The 19,406-nt window shown below is 30.6% G+C and carries 19 protein-coding genes and 1 riboswitch; all 19 genes read left to right on the forward strand.

Annotated elements, in window-relative coordinates; translation table 11 throughout:
- Positions 1-20: 20 nt before the first annotated feature.
- A riboswitch (SAM riboswitch) is annotated at positions 21-122 on the forward strand.
- Positions 123-221: 99 nt separating this feature from the next.
- The 19 genes from metK (at position 222) to neuC (ending at position 19,399) form a co-directional block, all read left to right on the forward strand.
- On the forward strand, positions 222-1,412 hold the full coding sequence (gene metK, locus FQB35_RS02335) for a methionine adenosyltransferase (protein WP_148808371.1): 1,191 nt from the start codon (positions 222-224) through the stop codon (positions 1,410-1,412).
- Positions 1,413-1,877: 465 nt separating this feature from the next.
- A complete protein-coding gene (locus FQB35_RS02340; protein WP_148808372.1) occupies positions 1,878-2,450 on the forward strand; it encodes a sigma-70 family RNA polymerase sigma factor in 573 nt (190 codons plus the stop codon).
- Positions 2,451-2,464: 14 nt separating this feature from the next.
- Entirely contained in the window at positions 2,465-2,608 is a 144-nt protein-coding gene (locus FQB35_RS02345; RefSeq protein ID WP_148808373.1) for a YvrJ family protein, read from the forward strand.
- Between the two features lie 134 nt (positions 2,609-2,742).
- Entirely contained in the window at positions 2,743-3,348 is a 606-nt protein-coding gene (locus tag FQB35_RS02350) for a hypothetical protein (protein WP_148808374.1), read from the forward strand.
- A 62-nt stretch (positions 3,349-3,410) separates the two neighbouring features.
- A complete protein-coding gene (recD2, locus tag FQB35_RS02355; RefSeq protein WP_148808375.1) occupies positions 3,411-5,633 on the forward strand; it encodes an SF1B family DNA helicase RecD2 in 2,223 nt (740 codons plus the stop codon).
- 95 nt (positions 5,634-5,728) lie between these two features.
- Positions 5,729-6,472, forward strand: coding sequence for a ComF family protein (locus FQB35_RS02360; protein WP_148808376.1), 744 nt, complete (start codon positions 5,729-5,731; stop codon positions 6,470-6,472).
- Between the two features lie 23 nt (positions 6,473-6,495).
- Positions 6,496-6,909 (forward strand): TIGR03826 family flagellar region protein, encoded by a 414-nt coding sequence (locus FQB35_RS02365; RefSeq protein ID WP_148808377.1) that lies wholly within the window; start codon positions 6,496-6,498, stop codon positions 6,907-6,909.
- A 79-nt stretch (positions 6,910-6,988) separates the two neighbouring features.
- On the forward strand, positions 6,989-7,264 hold the full coding sequence (gene flgM / locus FQB35_RS02370) for a flagellar biosynthesis anti-sigma factor FlgM (protein ID WP_148808378.1): 276 nt from the start codon (positions 6,989-6,991) through the stop codon (positions 7,262-7,264).
- Between the two features lie 35 nt (positions 7,265-7,299).
- Complete coding sequence (locus FQB35_RS02375) at positions 7,300-7,797, forward strand: flagellar protein FlgN (protein WP_168198214.1); 498 nt, start codon at positions 7,300-7,302, stop codon at positions 7,795-7,797.
- A gap of 12 nt (positions 7,798-7,809) precedes the next feature.
- Positions 7,810-9,522: a flagellar hook-associated protein FlgK gene (flgK, locus tag FQB35_RS02380; RefSeq protein WP_148808380.1), complete on the forward strand. Its 1,713-nt coding sequence runs from the start codon at positions 7,810-7,812 to the stop codon at positions 9,520-9,522.
- 24 nt (positions 9,523-9,546) lie between these two features.
- A complete protein-coding gene (gene flgL / locus FQB35_RS02385; protein WP_148808381.1) occupies positions 9,547-10,500 on the forward strand; it encodes a flagellar hook-associated protein FlgL in 954 nt (317 codons plus the stop codon).
- An 18-nt stretch (positions 10,501-10,518) separates the two neighbouring features.
- Complete coding sequence (locus FQB35_RS02390; protein WP_231701839.1) at positions 10,519-11,085, forward strand: DUF6470 family protein; 567 nt, start codon at positions 10,519-10,521, stop codon at positions 11,083-11,085.
- A 26-nt stretch (positions 11,086-11,111) separates the two neighbouring features.
- Positions 11,112-11,546, forward strand: coding sequence for a flagellar assembly protein FliW (gene fliW / locus FQB35_RS02395; RefSeq protein ID WP_148808382.1), 435 nt, complete (start codon positions 11,112-11,114; stop codon positions 11,544-11,546).
- A gap of 11 nt (positions 11,547-11,557) precedes the next feature.
- Positions 11,558-11,782, forward strand: coding sequence for a carbon storage regulator CsrA (csrA, locus tag FQB35_RS02400; RefSeq protein WP_148808383.1), 225 nt, complete (start codon positions 11,558-11,560; stop codon positions 11,780-11,782).
- 333 nt (positions 11,783-12,115) lie between these two features.
- On the forward strand, positions 12,116-13,792 hold the full coding sequence (locus FQB35_RS16355) for a flagellin N-terminal helical domain-containing protein (protein ID WP_148808384.1): 1,677 nt from the start codon (positions 12,116-12,118) through the stop codon (positions 13,790-13,792).
- Positions 13,793-13,999: 207 nt separating this feature from the next.
- Positions 14,000-14,623, forward strand: coding sequence for a hypothetical protein (locus FQB35_RS02410; RefSeq protein ID WP_148808385.1), 624 nt, complete (start codon positions 14,000-14,002; stop codon positions 14,621-14,623).
- Positions 14,610-17,207, forward strand: coding sequence for a 6-hydroxymethylpterin diphosphokinase MptE-like protein (locus FQB35_RS16530; RefSeq protein WP_148808386.1), 2,598 nt, complete (start codon positions 14,610-14,612; stop codon positions 17,205-17,207). Before FQB35_RS02410 ends, FQB35_RS16530 begins: the two co-directional genes overlap by 14 nt.
- Positions 17,200-18,246, forward strand: a complete 1,047-nt coding sequence (neuB, locus tag FQB35_RS02420; protein WP_148808387.1) for an N-acetylneuraminate synthase — start codon at positions 17,200-17,202, stop codon at positions 18,244-18,246. The genes FQB35_RS16530 and neuB overlap by 8 nt, the downstream gene beginning before the upstream one ends.
- Positions 18,239-19,399 carry a UDP-N-acetylglucosamine 2-epimerase gene (gene neuC, locus FQB35_RS02425; protein ID WP_168198215.1) on the forward strand — a complete coding sequence of 387 codons (1,161 nt, stop codon included), beginning with the start codon at positions 18,239-18,241 and terminating at the stop codon, positions 19,397-19,399. The genes neuB and neuC overlap by 8 nt, the downstream gene beginning before the upstream one ends.
- Positions 19,400-19,406: the final 7 nt, after the last annotated feature.

Genomic DNA, 19,406 nt, shown 5'->3' on the forward strand with positions numbered 1-19,406 from the left:
AATTCAATATAAATCTTGATGCCTTATCAAGAGTGGTAGAGGGACTAGGCCCTATGAAGCCCGGCAACCGGTATGTTTACACGGTGCTAAATCCTACAGAATGTATTTCTGAAAGATGAGGACAGAATCACAACAACCTCTTCTTGTAATGAAGAGGTTTTTTTAAGTTTATTTTGGGCAAAATACAATACAAAATATATAAATACTAAGGAGGGAAATCAATGGCAAGAAGATTATTCACTTCAGAGTCAGTTACAGAAGGTCATCCAGATAAAATATGTGATCAAATTTCAGATGCTATACTAGATGCAATTTTTGAAAAAGATCCACAGGCACGTGTTGCAGCTGAAACATCTGTTACAACAGGGTTAGTACTTGTAGCAGGAGAAATTACGACAAAATGTTATGTAGACATTCCAAAGATTGTAAGAAAAACGATAGAAGAAATTGGCTATACTAGAGCAAAATATGGTTTTGACTGTGATACATGTGCAGTACTTACTTCTATAGATGAGCAGTCACCAGATATTGCTATGGGTGTAGATGAAGCCCTAGAACATAAAAAAGGCGAAATGAAAGATGAAATAGAAGCGATTGGAGCAGGGGACCAAGGAATTATGTTTGGTTTTGCATGTAATGAAACACCAGAGCTTATGCCTATGCCTATCGCACTTGCACATAAATTAGCTAGAAGATTATCAGAAGTTAGAAAAAATGGAACATTAGAATATCTTCGTCCAGATGGAAAAACACAGGTTACAATAGAATATGTAGATGATAAACCTGTAAGAGTAGATACAATAGTTATTTCTACACAACATAGTCCAGAAGTATCACGTGAACAAATCGAAAAAGATTTAATCGAGCATGTAATTCGTGAAATTGTTCCAGCAAATCTATTAGATGAAAAAACAAAATATTACATCAATCCTACAGGAAGATTCGTTATTGGAGGACCACAAGGAGATGCTGGTTTAACAGGTAGAAAAATTATCGTAGATACTTATGGTGGTTATTCAAGACATGGCGGTGGTGCATTCTCAGGAAAAGACCCAACAAAGGTTGACCGTTCTGCAGCATATGCAGCAAGATATGTTGCTAAAAATATCGTAGCAGCAGGACTTGCTGACAAGTGTGAAATAGAGCTTGCTTATGCAATCGGTGTTGCACAACCTGTATCTGTACTTGTTGAGACCTTTGGAACAGGTAAAGTATCAGAAGAAAAATTAGAAGAACTAGTAAGAAAGCACTTTGATTTAAGACCAGCAGCAATCATTAGAGATTTAGATTTAAGAAGACCAATCTACAGACAAGTAGCAGCTTATGGTCACTTTGGAAGAACAGATATAGATCTTCCATGGGAAAAAACAGATAAAGCTGAAATTTTAAGAAAAGAAGCGTTAGGAGAATAATAAATAAAACCATTGAAGGAGTTTTGATCCTTCAATGGTTTTTTATTTTGGGAATTTAAGCAAAGTCTAAGAGGAGTAGAGAATAGTTGAATAAATCTTCTATAGATAGCTAAATTCAAAAGGAAATATAAAAAACGTTCATTCCAGATAACTTTTGAAAAAACTAAACTTCATTCCATGAAAAAATACTAAACCTTCAAAACTCACCTTTGTTCAAACAGTGAAGGTTTTTAACGTATTTTTTCATGTAATTTCAGTAAGTTTTGAACAAAAGTTATCAAAGTCATTCACTTATTTTTTTATATTTTTTTCAAATATTAATGTTGTTTGTCTATAATTCTATTTTGTCTACAGTCTAAGTCAACTAAGATATAGTTGATTTTTCTTTTTTTTGACTATAAATACTACAATAACCATAAACCATGGTTATGAGAGGACCGGTCCTCCTAAAAAGGAGGATTGAATATGGAATATAAGATGAAGGATTTAGTAAATAGGTGCAAAGATGGAGATAGATTAGCAAAAGAAGAACTACTTAAAAGCTTGATGCCTTTAATTATTACATCTATTAAGAAGTATTATTTTGGAGATGAAGAATTTTCAGATTTGATTCAAGAAGGGGGAATGAAAATTTTAAGAGAAGTAGAGATTTTTGATGAGGAGAGAGGAGTACCATTTTTAGGCTATATAAAGCTTAAGCTTAAGTTTTTATATATGGAAAAAAGAAAAAAAGTAAGAAATGAACTTTCTTTACAAAACAAAATCAATATGGATGATGATGAAATATCATTTATAGATATGCTTGTAGATGAAAGGGAAAATGTAGAAGAACATTTATTAAAAGAAGAAAGGTATCATGCTTTAGAAGAAGCTATAAAAAGATTAACGGATAAGCAAAAAATAGTGTTAAAGCTTTGCTATATGGATTTTTTGAATATGAAGCAGATTGCAGAAAGATTAGGTGTACATTATCAGACAGTTGTTAAAACAAAAGCACGAGCTTTAGATAAAATGAGAAAAGATATCATTGGCTGTTAAGAAAGGAGGTAAAAATGGAAGAGATATATACTTATATTGCAAATCTAGGATTTCCTATTGCTGTGTCTATATATTTATTAGTTAGGATTGAAGGAAAGCTAGAGAATCTTAGTATGAGTATTCAAGAGTTGGCAAAAGTGATTGCTAGACTTAAATAGGTATAAAAAATGCATCTTATTATGTTGAAAATAAGATGCATTTTGGCTTGTTTGTTTACTAGACTTTTTTTAGGACAAACTATATAATGAAAATAGAACATACGTTCCATTTTGGGTTCTTAAGGGGTGATAGAATGAGAGATATTGAAGAAATATTAGATAAAGGAATTTGTTGTATTATACCTATTTACAAAACTGGTATTGGAAATTCTACAAAATTAATTATAGATGATGGAACTGTCATTATAGATAAACGAATGGTAAAAACCATTTTAAGCATTATTGCAAAATATTATACCATTCATATTCAAGCTTGTAGAGCAAAATACGGAAAGATGCTTCATCAACGCTTATGTGTGCCTATTTTTATCCACAACAAATTATTATTAATTCCCTTTAAAATGAGAAAACCAAAATTTCCAAAGGATGGAGCACATGGATATATTAATTTTTACTCTATAGAAGAAATAAAGGAAACTAATAAGTATACTATTGTACGCTTGAAAAATGGAATAGAAGTTACATGTTTGCATAGGATGAGAACAGTATTACAGCACATAAACAAGGCAAAGCTTATAGAAAGGGAAGCATATGCTAATGGAAGGTATGATGAGCAAAAATTTCATGAATTTTATATTCAATATAATAGTCCAGCTACAAAAGGGGATATTGCAAGATTACAAAAAGAAATTTTAGAATTAAGGGAAATATTAAAAAAGATGATAAAAAAAGAGACCTAACGACAAAAGATTAACTGTGGTAATATATATGTATAAACGATTATGCCCTATGGGAGGAGATTATGTCCGTAGAAATAAAAGGAGTTTTATCAGAAATTATTTTTAAAAACGATTCAAATGGATATACCGTTGCCACTGTTGAGACGGAGGATGAAGTTGTGACGGTTGTAGGATATATGCCTATTTTAAATACAGGAGAAACCTTTGCTTTTTCAGGGAAGTGGATTGTCCATCCTACATATGGAGAACAACTAGAAGTTGCATCCTACAGACAAGTAATGCCTAATACTCTAGAAGGAATAGAAAAATATTTATCTTCAGGAATTATTAAAGGAATCGGGCCAAAGCTTGCAAAAAAGATTGTGGAAAGCTTCGGAAAAGAAACACTTGATATTATGCAGTACAGACCTCATTTATTAACCCAAGTAAATGGCATAGGAGAGTCTAAAGCAAGAAAAATTGTAGAAGCTTTTAAAGAGCAAAGAGAGCTTAGTGAAGTTATGCTTTTTTTAGGGGAATATGGAATTTCTCCAAACTATGCAATAAAAATATACAAACAGTATAAAGATAAGACTATCCAGTTTATACAAGAAAATCCATATAGATTAGCAGATGATATATTTGGTATCGGTTTTAAAATTGCAGATGCTATTGCAAAAAGAATGGGAATTGATCCAAGATCCCCTTATCGAGTTATGTGTGGTACAAAATATCTACTTACCCAATATAATCTTGAAGGGCATACCTATACGCCAAGAGAAGAGTTGATTAAACAAACAGCTAAAATATTAGATGTTGGGGAAGAACTTGTAGAAGATGCATTAGTGAAGTTAGCATTAAACAATGAAATCCATTTAGAAAATCTAGAAGGAGAAATAGTTGTATTTGCTATGCCATATTTTTATGCAGAATCATATGTGTGTAAAAAATTGATTGAAATGGCACAAGTAAGCTTAAAGCCCCTTTCAGAGGATTTAGACAAAGAAATTCAAGAGATTGAAGAAATAGAAGAAATTGTTTTAGCTAACAATCAAAGACAGGCTATTAAAGAAGCAGCAAATAATGGTGTTTTAGTCATTACAGGGGGACCTGGTACAGGAAAAACTACAACAATTAACAGTATAATCAAAATGTTTGAAAATCATAATTTAAGCATTGCATTAGCAGCACCTACAGGAAGAGCTGCAAAAAGAATGAGTGAAGCGACAGGCAAAGAAGCAAAAACTATTCATAGATTATTAGAATATGCTTATATAGAAGAAGCAGGCATGGATTTTGGGAAAAACGAGGAAGATCCATTGCCTTCAGATGTTGTTATTATTGATGAAATGTCTATGGTTGATATTCGTTTAATGAAAGGGCTTATGAAAGCATTATTACCAGGGACAAGATTGATTTTGGTAGGAGATGTTGATCAGCTTCCATCAGTAGGAGCTGGAAATGTTTTAAGAGATATTATTGATAGCAATGTTATAAAGGTTGTAAAGCTAGATAAAATTTTTAGACAAGCCCAAGAAAGCATGATTATAGTAAACGCGCACAGAATCAATAAAGGAGAGTATCCTTATATAAATAAAAAGGAAAAAGACTTTTATTTTATTAAGAAAAAAAATCAAGAGCATATTGTTCAAACAATAAAAGAATTATGCAAGGAAAGATTGCCAAACTTTAGTGATTGTGATCCTATTAAAAGTATCCAAGTACTAACACCTATAAAAAAAGGACAAGCAGGAATGTATCAATTAAATAATCATCTGCAGGCTATTTTAAATCCGCCTAGTCCTTACAAGCAAGAAAAGGAAATGAAGGACAAGATTTTCCGTGTAGGAGATAAAGTAATGCAGATGAAAAACAATTATAATTTAAAGTGGAAAACTATAGATGAAGAAGATGAAGGAGAAGGTATTTTTAATGGTGACCTTGGCTACATCTATAAAATTGATCATGAAGAAAAAGAGATGATTGTGCAATTTGATGAGGACAAATTAGTTACATATGATTTCTCACAACTTGATGAATTAGAATTAGCTTATTGCATTACAATCCATAAAAGTCAAGGAAGTGAATTTCCTATTGTAGTTATGCCAATCTTTTGGGGACCACCAATGCTTTTAACGAGAAATTTATTATATACAGCTGTAACAAGAGCAAAGGAATTAGTAGTAATGGTTGGATTAGAAGCAAGCCTAAAAAGTATGGTTGATAACCATAGGATCATTCAAAGAAATTCAGGATTAGGGATACGATTAAAAAGGTTTTTAGATGAGAACTTATTAGAGTTTTAAAAAGAGAATAAAACATACAAAAATTTTGCAGAATAAATAAATAAATTTATTCTGCAAGGTAAAACCCCTTGCTGTCTTTAGTGAGGAATTTTATAATGAAATATAAAACAGCAAGTTTATACATAGATACATTACTTGACTTTTTATATCCAAGAAATATTTACTGCATTGTATGTAAAAAAGGGATTAAAAAGACGCAAAAATACTCATTATGTAAATCTTGTTATGAAAAAATAAAGTTTATTGACTTATGTGCCTGTGAAAAATGCGGAAAACCATTAGAAAAACTATACCTTCCTACTAAATGTCCAGATTGCTTAAAAACAGAGCATATATTTACAAAAGCTTTTTCTTGTGTAGTATATGATGATAATATGAAACAACTAGTACATAGGTTAAAATATGGTAAAGAAAGGTATATAGCTTATCACATGGCAGAAATAATGGTAGATAAGCTTAAAAAAGAAGGCTTATCTGAAATCGATTTTGTTATTCCTGTGCCACTTCACAAAAGAAAAGAAAGAGAACGTGGATTTAATCAAGCTTATCTTTTAGCAAAGTATATAGGAAAAGCTATGGACTGGAATGCAGATAGGAAAAATTTAGTAAAAATAAAAGAAACTCTATCTCAAAATCAGCTATCAAAGGATGAAAGAAAGAAAAATCTAAAAAATGTTTTTTCTGTTGTTTCAAAGGATATATATAAAGGCAAAACAATATTAATGGTTGATGATGTATACACCACAGGAAATACTATTGATGCCTGTAGCAAAGAAATACTTAAAGCAAGCCCTAAAAATATTTTTGTAATTTCTTTTGCTACAGGTAAAAATACATAGATATATTTAAAGGGGGAGAAAAAATGGCAGAAATCAGAAACTGCAAAGAATGCGGGCGAATTTTTCAGTATACAGGAATAAGTAAAATATGTCCTAAATGTAGAAGAGAAGATGAAAAAAACTTTAAAATTGTAAAAGAATATATTTATGAAAATCAAGGAGCAACCCTTACAGAGGTATCTGAAGAAACTGGTGTACCTGAAGATAAGATTCTCAGATATTTAAGGGAAGGGAAACTAGAAATTGTAGGAGAGAATTCAGCCCTTTTATTATCCTGTGAACGATGTGGAAAAGGAATAAGAACAGGAAGATTTTGTGATGCTTGTGCACAGGAACTAAAAAGAGAGCTAACTAGTGGATTTAAACAACCTAATAAAACAAAGCAAACACAGAAAGAGAAAATGTATACAGCAGAAAGAAAAAAAAGAAAGTGGTAAATTTAATAAAAAGCATAAACAAATGCCCCACATTTGCCGATACTAAGTGTAGATATATCGGAAAAAGTGGGGTGTTTTTATGAAAATAAATAATAATCCTAATATACAAAAAATATTAGGAGCATATAACAAAAATATAAAAGGTTCAAATAAGCTAGAAAAACCTAAAATGCAAAAGGATAAGATTGAGATATCAGAAAGTGCAAAAGAATTTCAAATAGCACTAAATGCTTATAAAAAACTTCCAGAGGTTAGAAAGGAAAAGGTTGAAGAAATAAAAAAACAAATAGCTTCAGGAAATTATAACCCTTCTGCAGAAGAGATAGTTAATAGCATGTTTGATAAAAAGGTGTAATGAATTTATGTGAATTCTCTGAAGGGGGCTTGGAAATGTCAAAATCTGTTGACCAATTGATTCTTGCATTAAATAAAGAATATGAAATATATAAGGATTATTATACATTAGCAAAAAATAAAAATGAAATCCTTATAGAGGGAAATGTAAAAGAACTTGAGAGAATTACAAAAAAAGAGCAGGATGTGATAGCGGTTATGGGAAAGATTGATCAAATAAGAACAGCCATTATTGGAAATATCTTATTTGAGAAAAAAATCGATTGGGTTGAGAGTCTTACAGAGTTAGCTAGTCATATTGAGGCTTCAAAACGAGCAGAAATAATAGCTTTAAAGGATAAGCTTAGAATTTTATTAGAAGAAATAAAAAATTTGAATGATTTAAACGGCAAATTGATTAGGCAGTCTTTAGACTACATTGAATTTAATGTGAACTTACTAACAAATGTTGAATTAAAAGGAAATACTTATGGTAGCAGAGCTGATGAACAGGATTTAAAACATAGACCAAATCTATTTGATGCAAAAGTATAAGGTGGGATTAGGATGAGCGGAAGCTTTTTTGGGTTAAATATAGCAAGATCAGGACTATTTGCAAGTCAAAGAGCACTTCAAATTACAGGACACAACATTGCAAATGCAGGAACTCCAGGCTACAGCAGACAAAGATTAAACGTTAATCAGTCTAATCCAATATCATTGCCTGGTGGAGAAGGAATGCTCGGAACAGGAGTGGATACAGACAATATCCAGCAAATTAGAGATGAATTTTTAGATTTTAAGATTAGACAAGAATTTGTAACAAAGGGAGAATGGGAAGCAAGATCAGAATCTTTGCAGCAGATAGAAGCTATCTTTAATGAACCTTCTGATAGTGGAGTAAGAAAGGTAATGGATGAATTTTTTTCTGCATTACATGAATTAAATAAAAATCCTGACAACCTTACTGCAAGAGCACAGGTAAGAGAACGGGGAATTGCACTAACTAAAACAATAAACTATATGTATAATCAACTAGAGGACATGCAAGAAAATACAGATTTTGCAATAGAAACTACCGTCAATCAAATAAATGGCTACGCAAAAGAAATTGCAGCATTAAATGAACAAATTATAAGATATGAACTAGATGGAAGCAATGCAAATGATTTAAGAGATCAAAGAAATCTGTTAATCGACAAGCTTTCTCAATTAGTAGATATTGAGGTTCAAGAGATACCAATAAGCGGAAGTAAAGATGGAGCAAGTACATTAAAAATTATGATAAATGGAAGTACATTGGTATTTCAGGAAAAGTACAACAAATTAGAACTAAGACCAAGAGAAATAACAAAAAACTATCTGGACAGGCCAAACCTTTTAGAGGTTTCATGGGAAACAGGAACATCCTTTAGCTGTGTATCTGGAAAGTTAAAAGGACTTTTAGATATTAGAGACAATATGACAGGAAAGGAAAAAGGGATTCCTTACTATATGAACCAGCTAAATAGATTCAGTACAACCTTTGCAGCTCATTTTAATATGCAGCATGGAGCAGGATATGGTTTATCTGATTCAGGAACAGGAATTCCATTTTTTAATGGTCCTTATTTGATGAAAGTAGCTAGTGGATATACATTATCAGCTGATGAAAAAGCTAGTGGCTATAAAATTATTACAGATGCAAGTGGAAATGAATATAAAACAAAGGATTTAAATAATAGTGGAGTAGAATTTGCACTACCTACAGATGTAGTTGGATCAAAGGATGAAGAAATTATTAGAAATTTTGAAGATAAAAACAAAGGGTTTACACTTATCAAAATAGATGGAAATTGGTTTAAAACAAAAACCATAAATGCTGGAAATATGGATATTTCAAAGGAAATTCATGACAGCCTAAACAACATTGCAGCAGCATCAAATGCAGATAGCTTGGGAGAGGGGTTAGCAGGAGATGGCAACAATGCTTTAAAGCTAAATGAACTACGACATGATGTGGATATGTTTGAATGGGGAAGTCCTGATGATTTCTTCAAATCAGTGATTTCAAACCTAGGGGTTGATGGTCAGGAAGCAATCAGAATGGTAGATAATCAGCAGGTTTTGATTAATGATATAGATAATAAGCGGCAATCAATATCTGGAGTATCATTAGATGAAGAAATGTCTAATATGATAAAGTTTCAGCATGCATACAATGCTTGTGCAAGAATGATTACTACTGTTGATGAAATGTTGGATAAGATTATAAACGGAATGGGTACAGTAGGAAGATAAAGGTAAATAAGTGAGGGGAACAATATGCGAATCACAAATTCAATGATGACAAATACAATGCTTTTAAATTTAAATAATAATTTAAGAAGGTTAGATCAATGGAATAAACAAATGTCAACAGGAAAGAAGTTTTCTATGCCTTCTGATAATCCTATTGGTGTATCAAAGAGTTTAGAACTAAATACAGCAGTAGCAGAATTAGAACAACACAAAAGGAATGCACAAGATGCTCTATCGTGGCTTGAAATAACAGAATCAGCAGTAGAAGATGTAGGAAATTTATTGCAAAGGGCAAGAGAGTTAGCAGTAAGTGCAGATGGAACAGAAACAAAAGAAGATAAAGAAAAAATACAAGTAGAAATAGACCAGCTAAAAGAACAGATAATAAAGGTAGCAAATACTACATATGCTGGAAAACATATTTTTTCAGGCTATAAGACAGATAAAGATTTGTTAGATAGTGATGGAAAATACAATATTGATATTAAAAATAATGAAAAAATGAACTATGAAGTAGGTATCAGTGACAAAATAGATGTAAACACCTTAGGTAATAAGCTATTTGGGGTTATAGACCCTGCATCTTTATCCTATGATACAGACTTAGATAAAGTTAATGATATGGAAGCATCAAAAGCTCAAGAAGCACAATTAATAGCAGTTTTAAATGATTTTAGCAAGGCTTTAAAAAATGATGATCAAGACGGTATACAAAAGGCAATTGCAAGAATAGACAGTCATCTTGATAATGTACTTAGTATAAGAGGGGAAATAGGAGCAAAAACTAATAGGGTAGAAATGACTATAAAGCGTATAGATAGAGATATAATTAATTTTACAGGGCTTCTTTCTAAAAATGAAGATGCAGATATGGCAGAAGTTATTATGAAGTTTAAAAATGATGAAAATGTATACAGAGCATCTTTATCGGTAGGAGCAAAAGCTATACAGCCAAGCTTAGTTGATTTTATTAGGTAATTTACTGGAGATGATACTATGGACCTTCAGATAACTACAACCAAAGCATTAATTGGCATAAATAGAGTGCCTGGTAAAATGGAAATAAAGCAGCCTAAGGCAGATGTAACTTTAAACATAGAGCATCCAAAATTAGAAATTCATTCAGAACAGGTGAAGGTGCAGATAGATCAATATCCTTGTAGAGCAGAAGAAGGACTAAAAAACTATATTGATCTTACAAAGGACAATGCAGCCTTTGCAAAACAGAAGGCAATGGAAGGTATTGCAAGAATAGTAAGTCAAGGAAACCAACTAGCAGCCATTCAGAATGGAGGAAATCCTATAGCTGATCAAGCAGAGGAAAATGCATATAATCTATTTGATAAAGAGTTTAATTTTGACTTAATTCCAAAAAGTAGACCAAAAATTGATTTTATAGGTGGAAAAGTAGATATAAAGTTTATTGAAGGAAAGGTAAAGCCTCAAGTAAAAGTGAACAAGCCTATAATAAATTATACAGTAGGGAAATTTGAAATCTATTTGAGACAAAAAAACAGCATAAACATTGAATATGTAGGAAAAAAGTTCAACCAGCTTGGTTGAACTTTAAGATTAAAGGGGGTATTTTTGTGATTTTAAATACTAAGCATTTTGGAAAAATTGAAATCGATGAAGAAAAAATTATTACATTTGAAGAAGGCTTGCTTGGCTTTGAAGCTATAAAAAAATATACAGTTATTATGAATCCAGATAAAGAAGTTCCTTTTCATTGGTTACAAGCTGTAGAGGAACCAGATTTGGCATTTGTCATTACAAATCCATTCTTGTTTAAAAAGGATTATGATTTTTATATTCCGGAAAGAATTGTAGATGAATTAGAGATTCAAAAGGAAGAAGATGTGATGATATTTAGCATTGCAGTAGTTCCAAAGGAATTAAAGAATATGACAATAAATTTAAGAGGACCTTTGATTATTAATACAAACAATAAAAAGGGGAAACAAATTGTATTAGACACTGATAAGTATCCTTTAAAATACTACATATTTGAGGAAAATAGATAGGAGGGAGCAGCATGTTAATACTCAGCAGGAAAAAAGATGAAAGCATTATAATAGATAAAAAAATAGAAATAAAGATTATTGCTATTGAAGAAGGAAAAGTAAGATTAGGTATATCTGCTCCTAAGGATATTGAGATTCATAGAAAAGAAGTGTATTTGGAAGTACAAAGAGAGAATAAAGAGGCTGCAGGGGGAAGTCTAAATCTTGAAGCACTAGGGGATTTGTTAAAAAAATAGGGAAATATTTATCGAGGGTAATTAATTTTTAAAAGAAATATAAAAAGAACGGATATTCGCTTTATGGAGAAAAAAGAATATGAAAATGAGAAGGAATTATTTAAATTAAAAGAAAGCTTAAGATTTGCAAGATAATAACTTTTGTAGTAGAGAAAAACTCTACTATTTTTTTTACAAAAACAGAAAAAATTATAAAAAAAACTAAAGTAGAAAAAATACATGCCGATAATAATAGTACAAGCAAGTATTTATTCCTTACACAAGGGCCCAGTGTAAGATAAAAAATTAAAAACTGGACAGGATGTCCACAAAAACATTCAGGGAGGAATGAATATGAGAATTAATCACAACTTAATGGCAATGAATACTCATCGTCAATTGGGAATTGGTCAATTTAATGCAGCTAGATCAATGGAAAAATTATCATCAGGTTATAGAATTAATAGAGCTGGTGACGATGCAGCTGGTTTATCTATTAGTGAGAAAATGAGAGCACAAATAAGAGGACTTAATCAAGCTTCTAGAAATGCTCAGGATGGTATTTCTATGATCCAAACAGCAGAAGGTGCACTTCAAGAAACACATTCAATACTTCAAAGAATGAGAGAACTTGCAGTACAAGCAGCGAATGATACAAATGTAGAAATTGATAGAGAATCTATTCAGGGTGAAATTGAACAATTAAAGAGTGAAATCGATAGAATAGCAGGTTCCACAGAATTCAATAAACAAACTTTATTAAAAGGTGATGGAAAAGTTAACTTAGATAGAACAACTTTAGTTACAAATTCTAAATTATCAGGTGGAAATACTGTATATACACAAGCTAAGCAGGTAAGTACAATGTCAGGTGGAGCTTCTGGTATTGCTGCGTCAGGAGCATATGCAGAATTTACGTTAAATGGAGAAAAAATTCGTATAGATATAGCAGCTGGAAATGCAGAAGGGAAAGCATCTGGTTCAATTTATAATGTAACAGGTAATTCTGCTACAGTAAATGCAAAGGCAACTTGGGGTGGTACTAGTGGAAATAATGCTATAAAAGCTTATGCTGATGCGTTAGATCAAGTTATTGCAGCAAATGATAAATTAGCTGGAAATTATGATGCGAGAATTTCAGGAACAGCTCTTATTATAGAGGCTACTGCTACTGGTGATTTTAAAGGCGATGCAGGTAATATAGCGGCTGCTGTATTTAGTGTTTCTGGTAATATTACAGAAGGTGGAGATGTATTAGGAAGTACTACAGATGTTCAAGCTATGAAAACTATTGAGCTAAGTGGAATAAGTGGATTAACTACATCTACTACGTTTTCTGACGATTTAAATGCATTAATAGGAAAAGGACTAACTATAAACGGTAAACAAATTGAATTTTACAATGCAAATGATGGTAAGTATGAAGGCGATGCTATTGGTGTAAATATAAGTGATGCTTATGCTGAGACTAACTCAACTTCAGGAGCGGCAGCTGTAGCTAAAGCAATTGCAGATCAAGTAGATATAGATGGAGTTGTATTATCAGCTAGTGGAACTAACCTTGTAGTAAAAGCAGAGGCTGGATTGGGAAAAGATGGAAACAATATTGAATTTACAGATGGTGGTGTACAAGAAGATTTCAAAGCTGAGTTCCAAATTGGAGCAAATCAATCACAGACTATGGAAATAAAAATAGGAGATATGCGTTCTGATGCACTTGGTATTAAAGATTTAGATTTGTCAACTAAAGAAGGAGCTCAAGCTGCTATTACAACCCTTGAAAGTGCAATTGCTAAAGTATCTACTCAAAGGTCAGAACTTGGTGCATTTCAAAATAGATTAGAGCATACAATCAAAAACTTAGATACATCTGCTGAAAATCTACAAGCATCTGAATCAAGAATCAGAGATGTAGACATGGCTAAAGAAATGATGGAATTCACTAAGAACAACATCCTACAACAAGCTGCTCAAGCGATGTTGGCTCAAGCTAACCAAGCACCTCAAGGAGTACTTCAATTATTGAGATAATAGTAAAAATAGCGAAGAAATTTCTTCGCTATTTTTAGGTTCAACGGCAATATAGTTAGGGTAGACATTTTTTATAGAATGTCTGCCTCTTTTATTATCTATTTATAGCTAATCATTTTTCCCTAAATAAAAACAAATTTATTGCCGATAAACATTAATAATAAATGCAAATAAGAAAAGTATAATACGAAATATGGAGGAGTCTGTATGATTGTTAAAATCTTAAATAAAGAAATAAAGTTAAGCAATAAAGTTGAGTCAGTGGAAGAAATATTTAAAATAATTAAAGAATCATTAGTAAGTACCAGTTATTTTTTTAGTCATATGAGAATTGATGGAAAAGATGTATATGAAAATCATGAAATTTATTTAAAGAAGAACATAGATAAAATTAATATGGTTGAAGTAGAAGTAAAGACGATAGAAGGATTTACTGTAGAGGTTGCACTATCTATTTATGAATATTTAGAAAGAGCTATACCTGAAATAGAGATATTAGCAAAAGAATTTTATAGTAATGATAGTCAAGGTATATGGACTAAGTTTAATCAGTTTTTAGAAGGAATGACATGGATACAGCAGGCTATAGCAAGTATTGATAACTATAAAATAAAAAAGGAAGTAGAGTTTTACAAGCAGTGGAATGAAGTTGTGGCAATTTTTCTTAAAGTCAATGAAGAACTTTTGAATATACAAGAAGGCATCAATAATGGAGATTTAATTATTATAGCTGATTTATTAAGTTATGAAATAATACCTATTCTTGAATCTATGAAATTAAAATTAAGTAATATTTTTGGTAATGGAGTGAGGACAAATGCTATTAATTGATAATATAAATATTTTGAAAACTAAGTATAAAGATGTATGGGAAATATTGAAAAGAGTAGAGGAAAATATAGAAAAAAGTACATTCAAATTAGAAAATACAAAGAAAAATATACCTACTTTAGTATTTAATAATCAAGAAAAATCTCTCTATATTCACAGCAAATATGATCCTATAAGAGAAGCAGAAGTTTTTATTGACAAATTTAAAAATATATCAGATTATAAGCATGTAGTTTTTTATGGTGTTGGATTAGGATATCATATAGATGTTTTTACAAAAAAATATCCTAATATTGCATTTTCTATATATGAACCAAAGCCTGAAATATTATATTATTATTTAGAAAATAGAAACTTAAAGGGTTTGAATGTTAAAAAACTAAATAGTATTTATGTACAAAGCAATATAAATGATACAGGTAGGTGTGTGGAAAAGTTTGTAAAGAGTATAAAAGAAGAAGTACTTTTTATAATCTTACCAAGTTATGAAAGGATATTTAAACAGGAGTATTTGACTTTTATAGATTTATTTAAAAAATATGTATCTAATAGAAGAAGTACGCTTAATGTCAATGCAGCTTATGAAAAAAGATGGATCATCAATAGCATTATTAATTTTAAAGAAACTATAAATACACCAAATATTATCCACCAGAAGAGATTATGCTTTAAAGATAAACCAGTACTCTTAGTATCAGCAGGGCCTTCTCTTGAAGATGAAATACAAAATATAAGATATATCAAAGAAAATGGATTAGCGTATATTTTTTCTGTTGGTTCTGCTATTAATGCGTTAATTGCTCATGGAATATATCCAGATGCAATGACAACTTATGACCCAACCCACTTAAACCAAAAAGTATTTGAAAAAGTTATAGAACAAGGAATAGACACAATTCCTTTAATATTTGGAAGTAGTGTTGGATTTGAAACATTGCAAAAATATAAAGGTCCGAAAATGCATATGATTACTAGCCAGGATACAGTTGCTAATTATTATCTTCGATTAAAGGAAAATAGTGGATTGGAAAAAGTCAACGATGCACCTTCTATTGCAGTGGTAACTTTTCAATTATTAAAAAAATTAGGTGTAAGTAAAGTCATATTGGTAGGGCAAAACCTTGCATACAGAAATAAGAAATTTTATGCAGAAAGTATTAAATATGATCATGGTTCTTTTGAAGTGACCGAAAATGAAATGGAGAACTTAATAAAAGTCAAAAATGTTTATGGAGATGAAGTATATACAAGTGATGCCTTAAATAGGATGAGAAAGCAGCTTGAAATGTATATAAACTTATATGATGTAGAAGTAATTAATACTACTAAAGATGGAGCTGCGATTGAAGGAACGGTATTTAAACAGCTAGATGAAGTGATAGATGAAGTGTTAAAAGAAAAAGTAGTAGAAAAAGATTGGTTTGTATGTAGCAAAGCAGAATATGATATGCAGTATTTGAAAAAGAAATATGAATTAATGGATAAAGAGTTTGAGCAAATAAAAGATATAAACAAAAAGCTTGTTAATATTTTTAGAAAATTAGACAAACTCAAAGAAAATAGAGACAGAAAAGGGATTAATAAGATATTACCTAAATTTGATAAGTTATTTAAAAGCTATCAAAATAATAAATTCTTTGAGGTATTTATTAGACCTATGAATAGAGTGCAGTATGAATTGCTTTTAAGCAAAGTACCAAACATTAGAATGCAGAAAGATGAAATAGGTAAAGCGGATATGATTATCGAGGAGTTTGGGAAATTTATATATGGCTGTCAAAAGGATATACAAATGATTTTACCTATTGTTCAAAACATACATTCTGAAATAAAGAATTTATTGGATGAGGAAGAATCAAGTGACGAAAAGGTAAAAAAAGATAGAAGCATAATAGCTATTATCCCTGCTAGGGGAGGATCTAAAGGAATTAAAAATAAAAATATCAAATACTTAATAGATAAGCCTTTAATAAGTTATACGATTGAAGCAGCAAAAAAAAGTAAGTATATAGATAGAATAGTTGTAACTACAGATGATATAGAGATAAAAAAAGTGAGTGAACAATTTGGTGTAGAAGTACCTTTTATAAGACCAAAGGAATTAGCTCAAGATGACACGCCTGGAATTGAACCAATTATTCATGCAGTAAAATGGTTGGAAGACAATGAAGGATACAGAGCAGATTATGTGATTAATCTTCAACCAACATCACCATTGAGAACGAGCGAAGATATAGACCAGGCTGTAGAAAAATTATTAAATAGTAATTCAATATCACTAGTTAGCGTATGTGAGAGTAGTGAACATCCTTACTGGATGAAAAAAATTGAAAATGGAATAATGCAGTCATTTTTAGAAGTAGATATTAAAAATAAAAACTATAGAAGACAAGATTTACCTAAAGTATATAGCTTAAATGGTGCTATATATATGTCTACGACAGAAAATCTAGTATCAAATAAATCATTCTATAGTGAAAACACGCTTCCGTATATAATGCCTAAAGAGAGATCGATCGATATAGATGATATGATAGATTTTAAATTAGCGGAATTAACCTTAAGGGGAGAAATAAATGATTAAAACATATAATAGGGTGATAGATGATGGACATAAAACATTTATTATAGCTGAAGCTGGTGTTAATCATAATGGAGATATAAATTTAGCAAAAAAGCTGATAGATGCAGCTGTAGATGCTGGAGCAGATGCAGTTAAGTTTCAAACTTTTAAAGCTGAGAAGATTGTTATTAAAAAAGCAGAAAAAGCAGAATATCAAAAGATAACAACTAATAATGATGAATCCCAATTTCATATGTTGAAAAAATTGGAATTATCCTATGAAGATCATGTTCAATTATATAATTATTGTAGGAAAAAAAATATTATGTTTTTATCGACACCATTTGATATGGATAGTGTAGATTTATTAGAAAAGATAGGAATAGAAGTTTATAAGATTAGTTCTGGCGATATTACAAATATGCCATTGCTAAAATATATAGCAAGTAAAAATAAACCCATAATATTATCAACGGGTATGTCAAATTTAGGGGAAATTGAAGAGGCTATAGAATGGATAAAAGGAGCTGGGAATGAAAAAATAATCTTATTACACTGTACGACAAACTATCCTACGGAATATAAAGATGTAAATTTAAGAGCTATGAATACAATGAAAGAAGCTTTTAAATTACCTGTAGGGTATTCTGATCATACTTTAGGAATTGAAGTACCTATTGCAGCTGTAGCTATGGGAGCATGTGTTATTGAAAAACATTTTACATTAGATAAGCAAATGAAGGGGCCGGATCACAAGGCTTCTCTTGAACCAAAAGAATTAAAAAAGATGGTAAGAACAATTAGAAATATTGAAATTTGTTTGGGTAATGGGATAAAAAAATGTATCGAAAATGAATTAGAAAATAGATTAATTGGCAGAAAAAGCATAGTTGCAGCTCATGATATAAAGAAAGGTGAAGTATTGAAACTGGAATCAATTGATTTTAAAAGACCAGGAAGTGGAATTGAACCTAAATACTACATGAACTTAATTGAAAAAAAAATAACTAGAGATATAAAAGAAGATGAAATCATTAGGTGGAATGATATATATGAGTAAGAAAATTGGAGTTGTAACAACATCAAGAGCAGATTATGGATTGTTATATCCTATAATGAAAGAAATACAAGTATCGAAGCAGCTTAGTTTAAAAATAATTGCTACAGGAATGCATTTGTTACCTCAATACGGATATACGATAAACAATATTAAAAGTGATTTTAAAGATGTTGATGAAATAGATATGTATTTAGGAAATCCAGAACAGTATAGTTTAGTAAAAAGTATAGGTGTAGGTTTTATATCTTTTGCAGAATATCTCAAGTATAAAAAAATGGACATGATTATTATTTTAGGAGATCGTAGTGAGTTAATTGTACCAGCATATAGTGCAATGTTGTGTGGAATTCCAATTGCACATATATTTGGTGGAGATAATATTGATAAATATGTTACTTATGATAATAACATAAGACACTCTATTACTAAAATTGCAAGTATTCATTTTACAGCGATAAGAGAGCATAGTGAAAGAATTAGAAAACTAGGGGAAGAAGAATGGAGAATCCATCAAATTGGTTCTCCTGCCTTAGACTATATAAAAAAGTGTAATTATATTACTAAAGAGGAATTGCAAAAAAAATTTAAACGGATAGATTTTAGTAAACCGTATTGTGTACTAACTTTTCATCCTGTACATACTGAAGTTAATGATATATCTACTCAAATAAAAAATATAATTGAAGCAATAAATACATTTAACTTACAAGTTATTGCAACATATCCTAATAATGATGTAGGGAGTAAAATTATTATTGATTATTTAAAAAAAGAATCAAATAAAAATGATAAGTTTGTATTAACTAATAGTTTATTGCAAGAAGAGTATTATTCCTTATTAAGATATAGTAGATTAATGCTAGGAAATTCATCTAGTGGTGTACTAGAATCTACTTCTTTTAGAATACCATCTATAAACATTGGAAGTAGACAAAGGGGAAGGATAAAAGGAGACAATGTTATTGATACGGATTACTCAGTAAACCAAATAGAAAATGCTATTGAAAAATCTTTGAATAATAAAAAATTTATAAAATTATGTAAAAATAGCATCAACCCTTATGGAGATGGAAATGCATCAAAAAAATTAGTAGAAGTATTGGAGAATATTGGGGATTACAATAAATTGATCTATAAAAGAATTACTTATTAAAGGAGAG

It is taken from the genome of Crassaminicella thermophila, from assembly GCF_008152325.1.
Classification (GTDB): Bacteria; Bacillota; Clostridia; order Peptostreptococcales; family Thermotaleaceae; genus Crassaminicella_A; species Crassaminicella_A thermophila.

What these genes read in the sequence shown, in the direction of transcription:
- neuB (WP_148808387.1), top strand. Translation starts at nt 17,200, where the DNA reads ATGATTAAAACATATAATAGGGTGATAGATGATGGACATAAAACATTT.
- FQB35_RS16355 (WP_148808384.1), top strand. Translation starts at nt 12,116, where the DNA reads ATGAGAATTAATCACAACTTAATGGCAATGAATACTCATCGTCAATTG.
- FQB35_RS02340 (WP_148808372.1), top strand. Translation starts at nt 1,878, where the DNA reads ATGGAATATAAGATGAAGGATTTAGTAAATAGGTGCAAAGATGGAGAT.
- FQB35_RS02345 (WP_148808373.1), top strand. Translation starts at nt 2,465, where the DNA reads ATGGAAGAGATATATACTTATATTGCAAATCTAGGATTTCCTATTGCT.
- FQB35_RS02350 (WP_148808374.1), top strand. Translation starts at nt 2,743, where the DNA reads ATGAGAGATATTGAAGAAATATTAGATAAAGGAATTTGTTGTATTATA.
- FQB35_RS02360 (WP_148808376.1), top strand. Translation starts at nt 5,729, where the DNA reads ATGAAATATAAAACAGCAAGTTTATACATAGATACATTACTTGACTTT.
- FQB35_RS16530 (WP_148808386.1), top strand. Translation starts at nt 14,610, where the DNA reads ATGCTATTAATTGATAATATAAATATTTTGAAAACTAAGTATAAAGAT.
- FQB35_RS02410 (WP_148808385.1), top strand. Translation starts at nt 14,000, where the DNA reads ATGATTGTTAAAATCTTAAATAAAGAAATAAAGTTAAGCAATAAAGTT.
- flgM (WP_148808378.1), top strand. Translation starts at nt 6,989, where the DNA reads ATGAAAATAAATAATAATCCTAATATACAAAAAATATTAGGAGCATAT.
- recD2 (WP_148808375.1), top strand. Translation starts at nt 3,411, where the DNA reads ATGTCCGTAGAAATAAAAGGAGTTTTATCAGAAATTATTTTTAAAAAC.
- metK (WP_148808371.1), top strand. Translation starts at nt 222, where the DNA reads ATGGCAAGAAGATTATTCACTTCAGAGTCAGTTACAGAAGGTCATCCA.
- FQB35_RS02390 (WP_231701839.1), top strand. Translation starts at nt 10,519, where the DNA reads ATGGACCTTCAGATAACTACAACCAAAGCATTAATTGGCATAAATAGA.
- csrA (WP_148808383.1), top strand. Translation starts at nt 11,558, where the DNA reads ATGTTAATACTCAGCAGGAAAAAAGATGAAAGCATTATAATAGATAAA.
- flgK (WP_148808380.1), top strand. Translation starts at nt 7,810, where the DNA reads ATGAGCGGAAGCTTTTTTGGGTTAAATATAGCAAGATCAGGACTATTT.
- FQB35_RS02375 (WP_168198214.1), top strand. Translation starts at nt 7,300, where the DNA reads ATGTCAAAATCTGTTGACCAATTGATTCTTGCATTAAATAAAGAATAT.
- flgL (WP_148808381.1), top strand. Translation starts at nt 9,547, where the DNA reads ATGCGAATCACAAATTCAATGATGACAAATACAATGCTTTTAAATTTA.
- FQB35_RS02365 (WP_148808377.1), top strand. Translation starts at nt 6,496, where the DNA reads ATGGCAGAAATCAGAAACTGCAAAGAATGCGGGCGAATTTTTCAGTAT.
- neuC (WP_168198215.1), top strand. Translation starts at nt 18,239, where the DNA reads ATGAGTAAGAAAATTGGAGTTGTAACAACATCAAGAGCAGATTATGGA.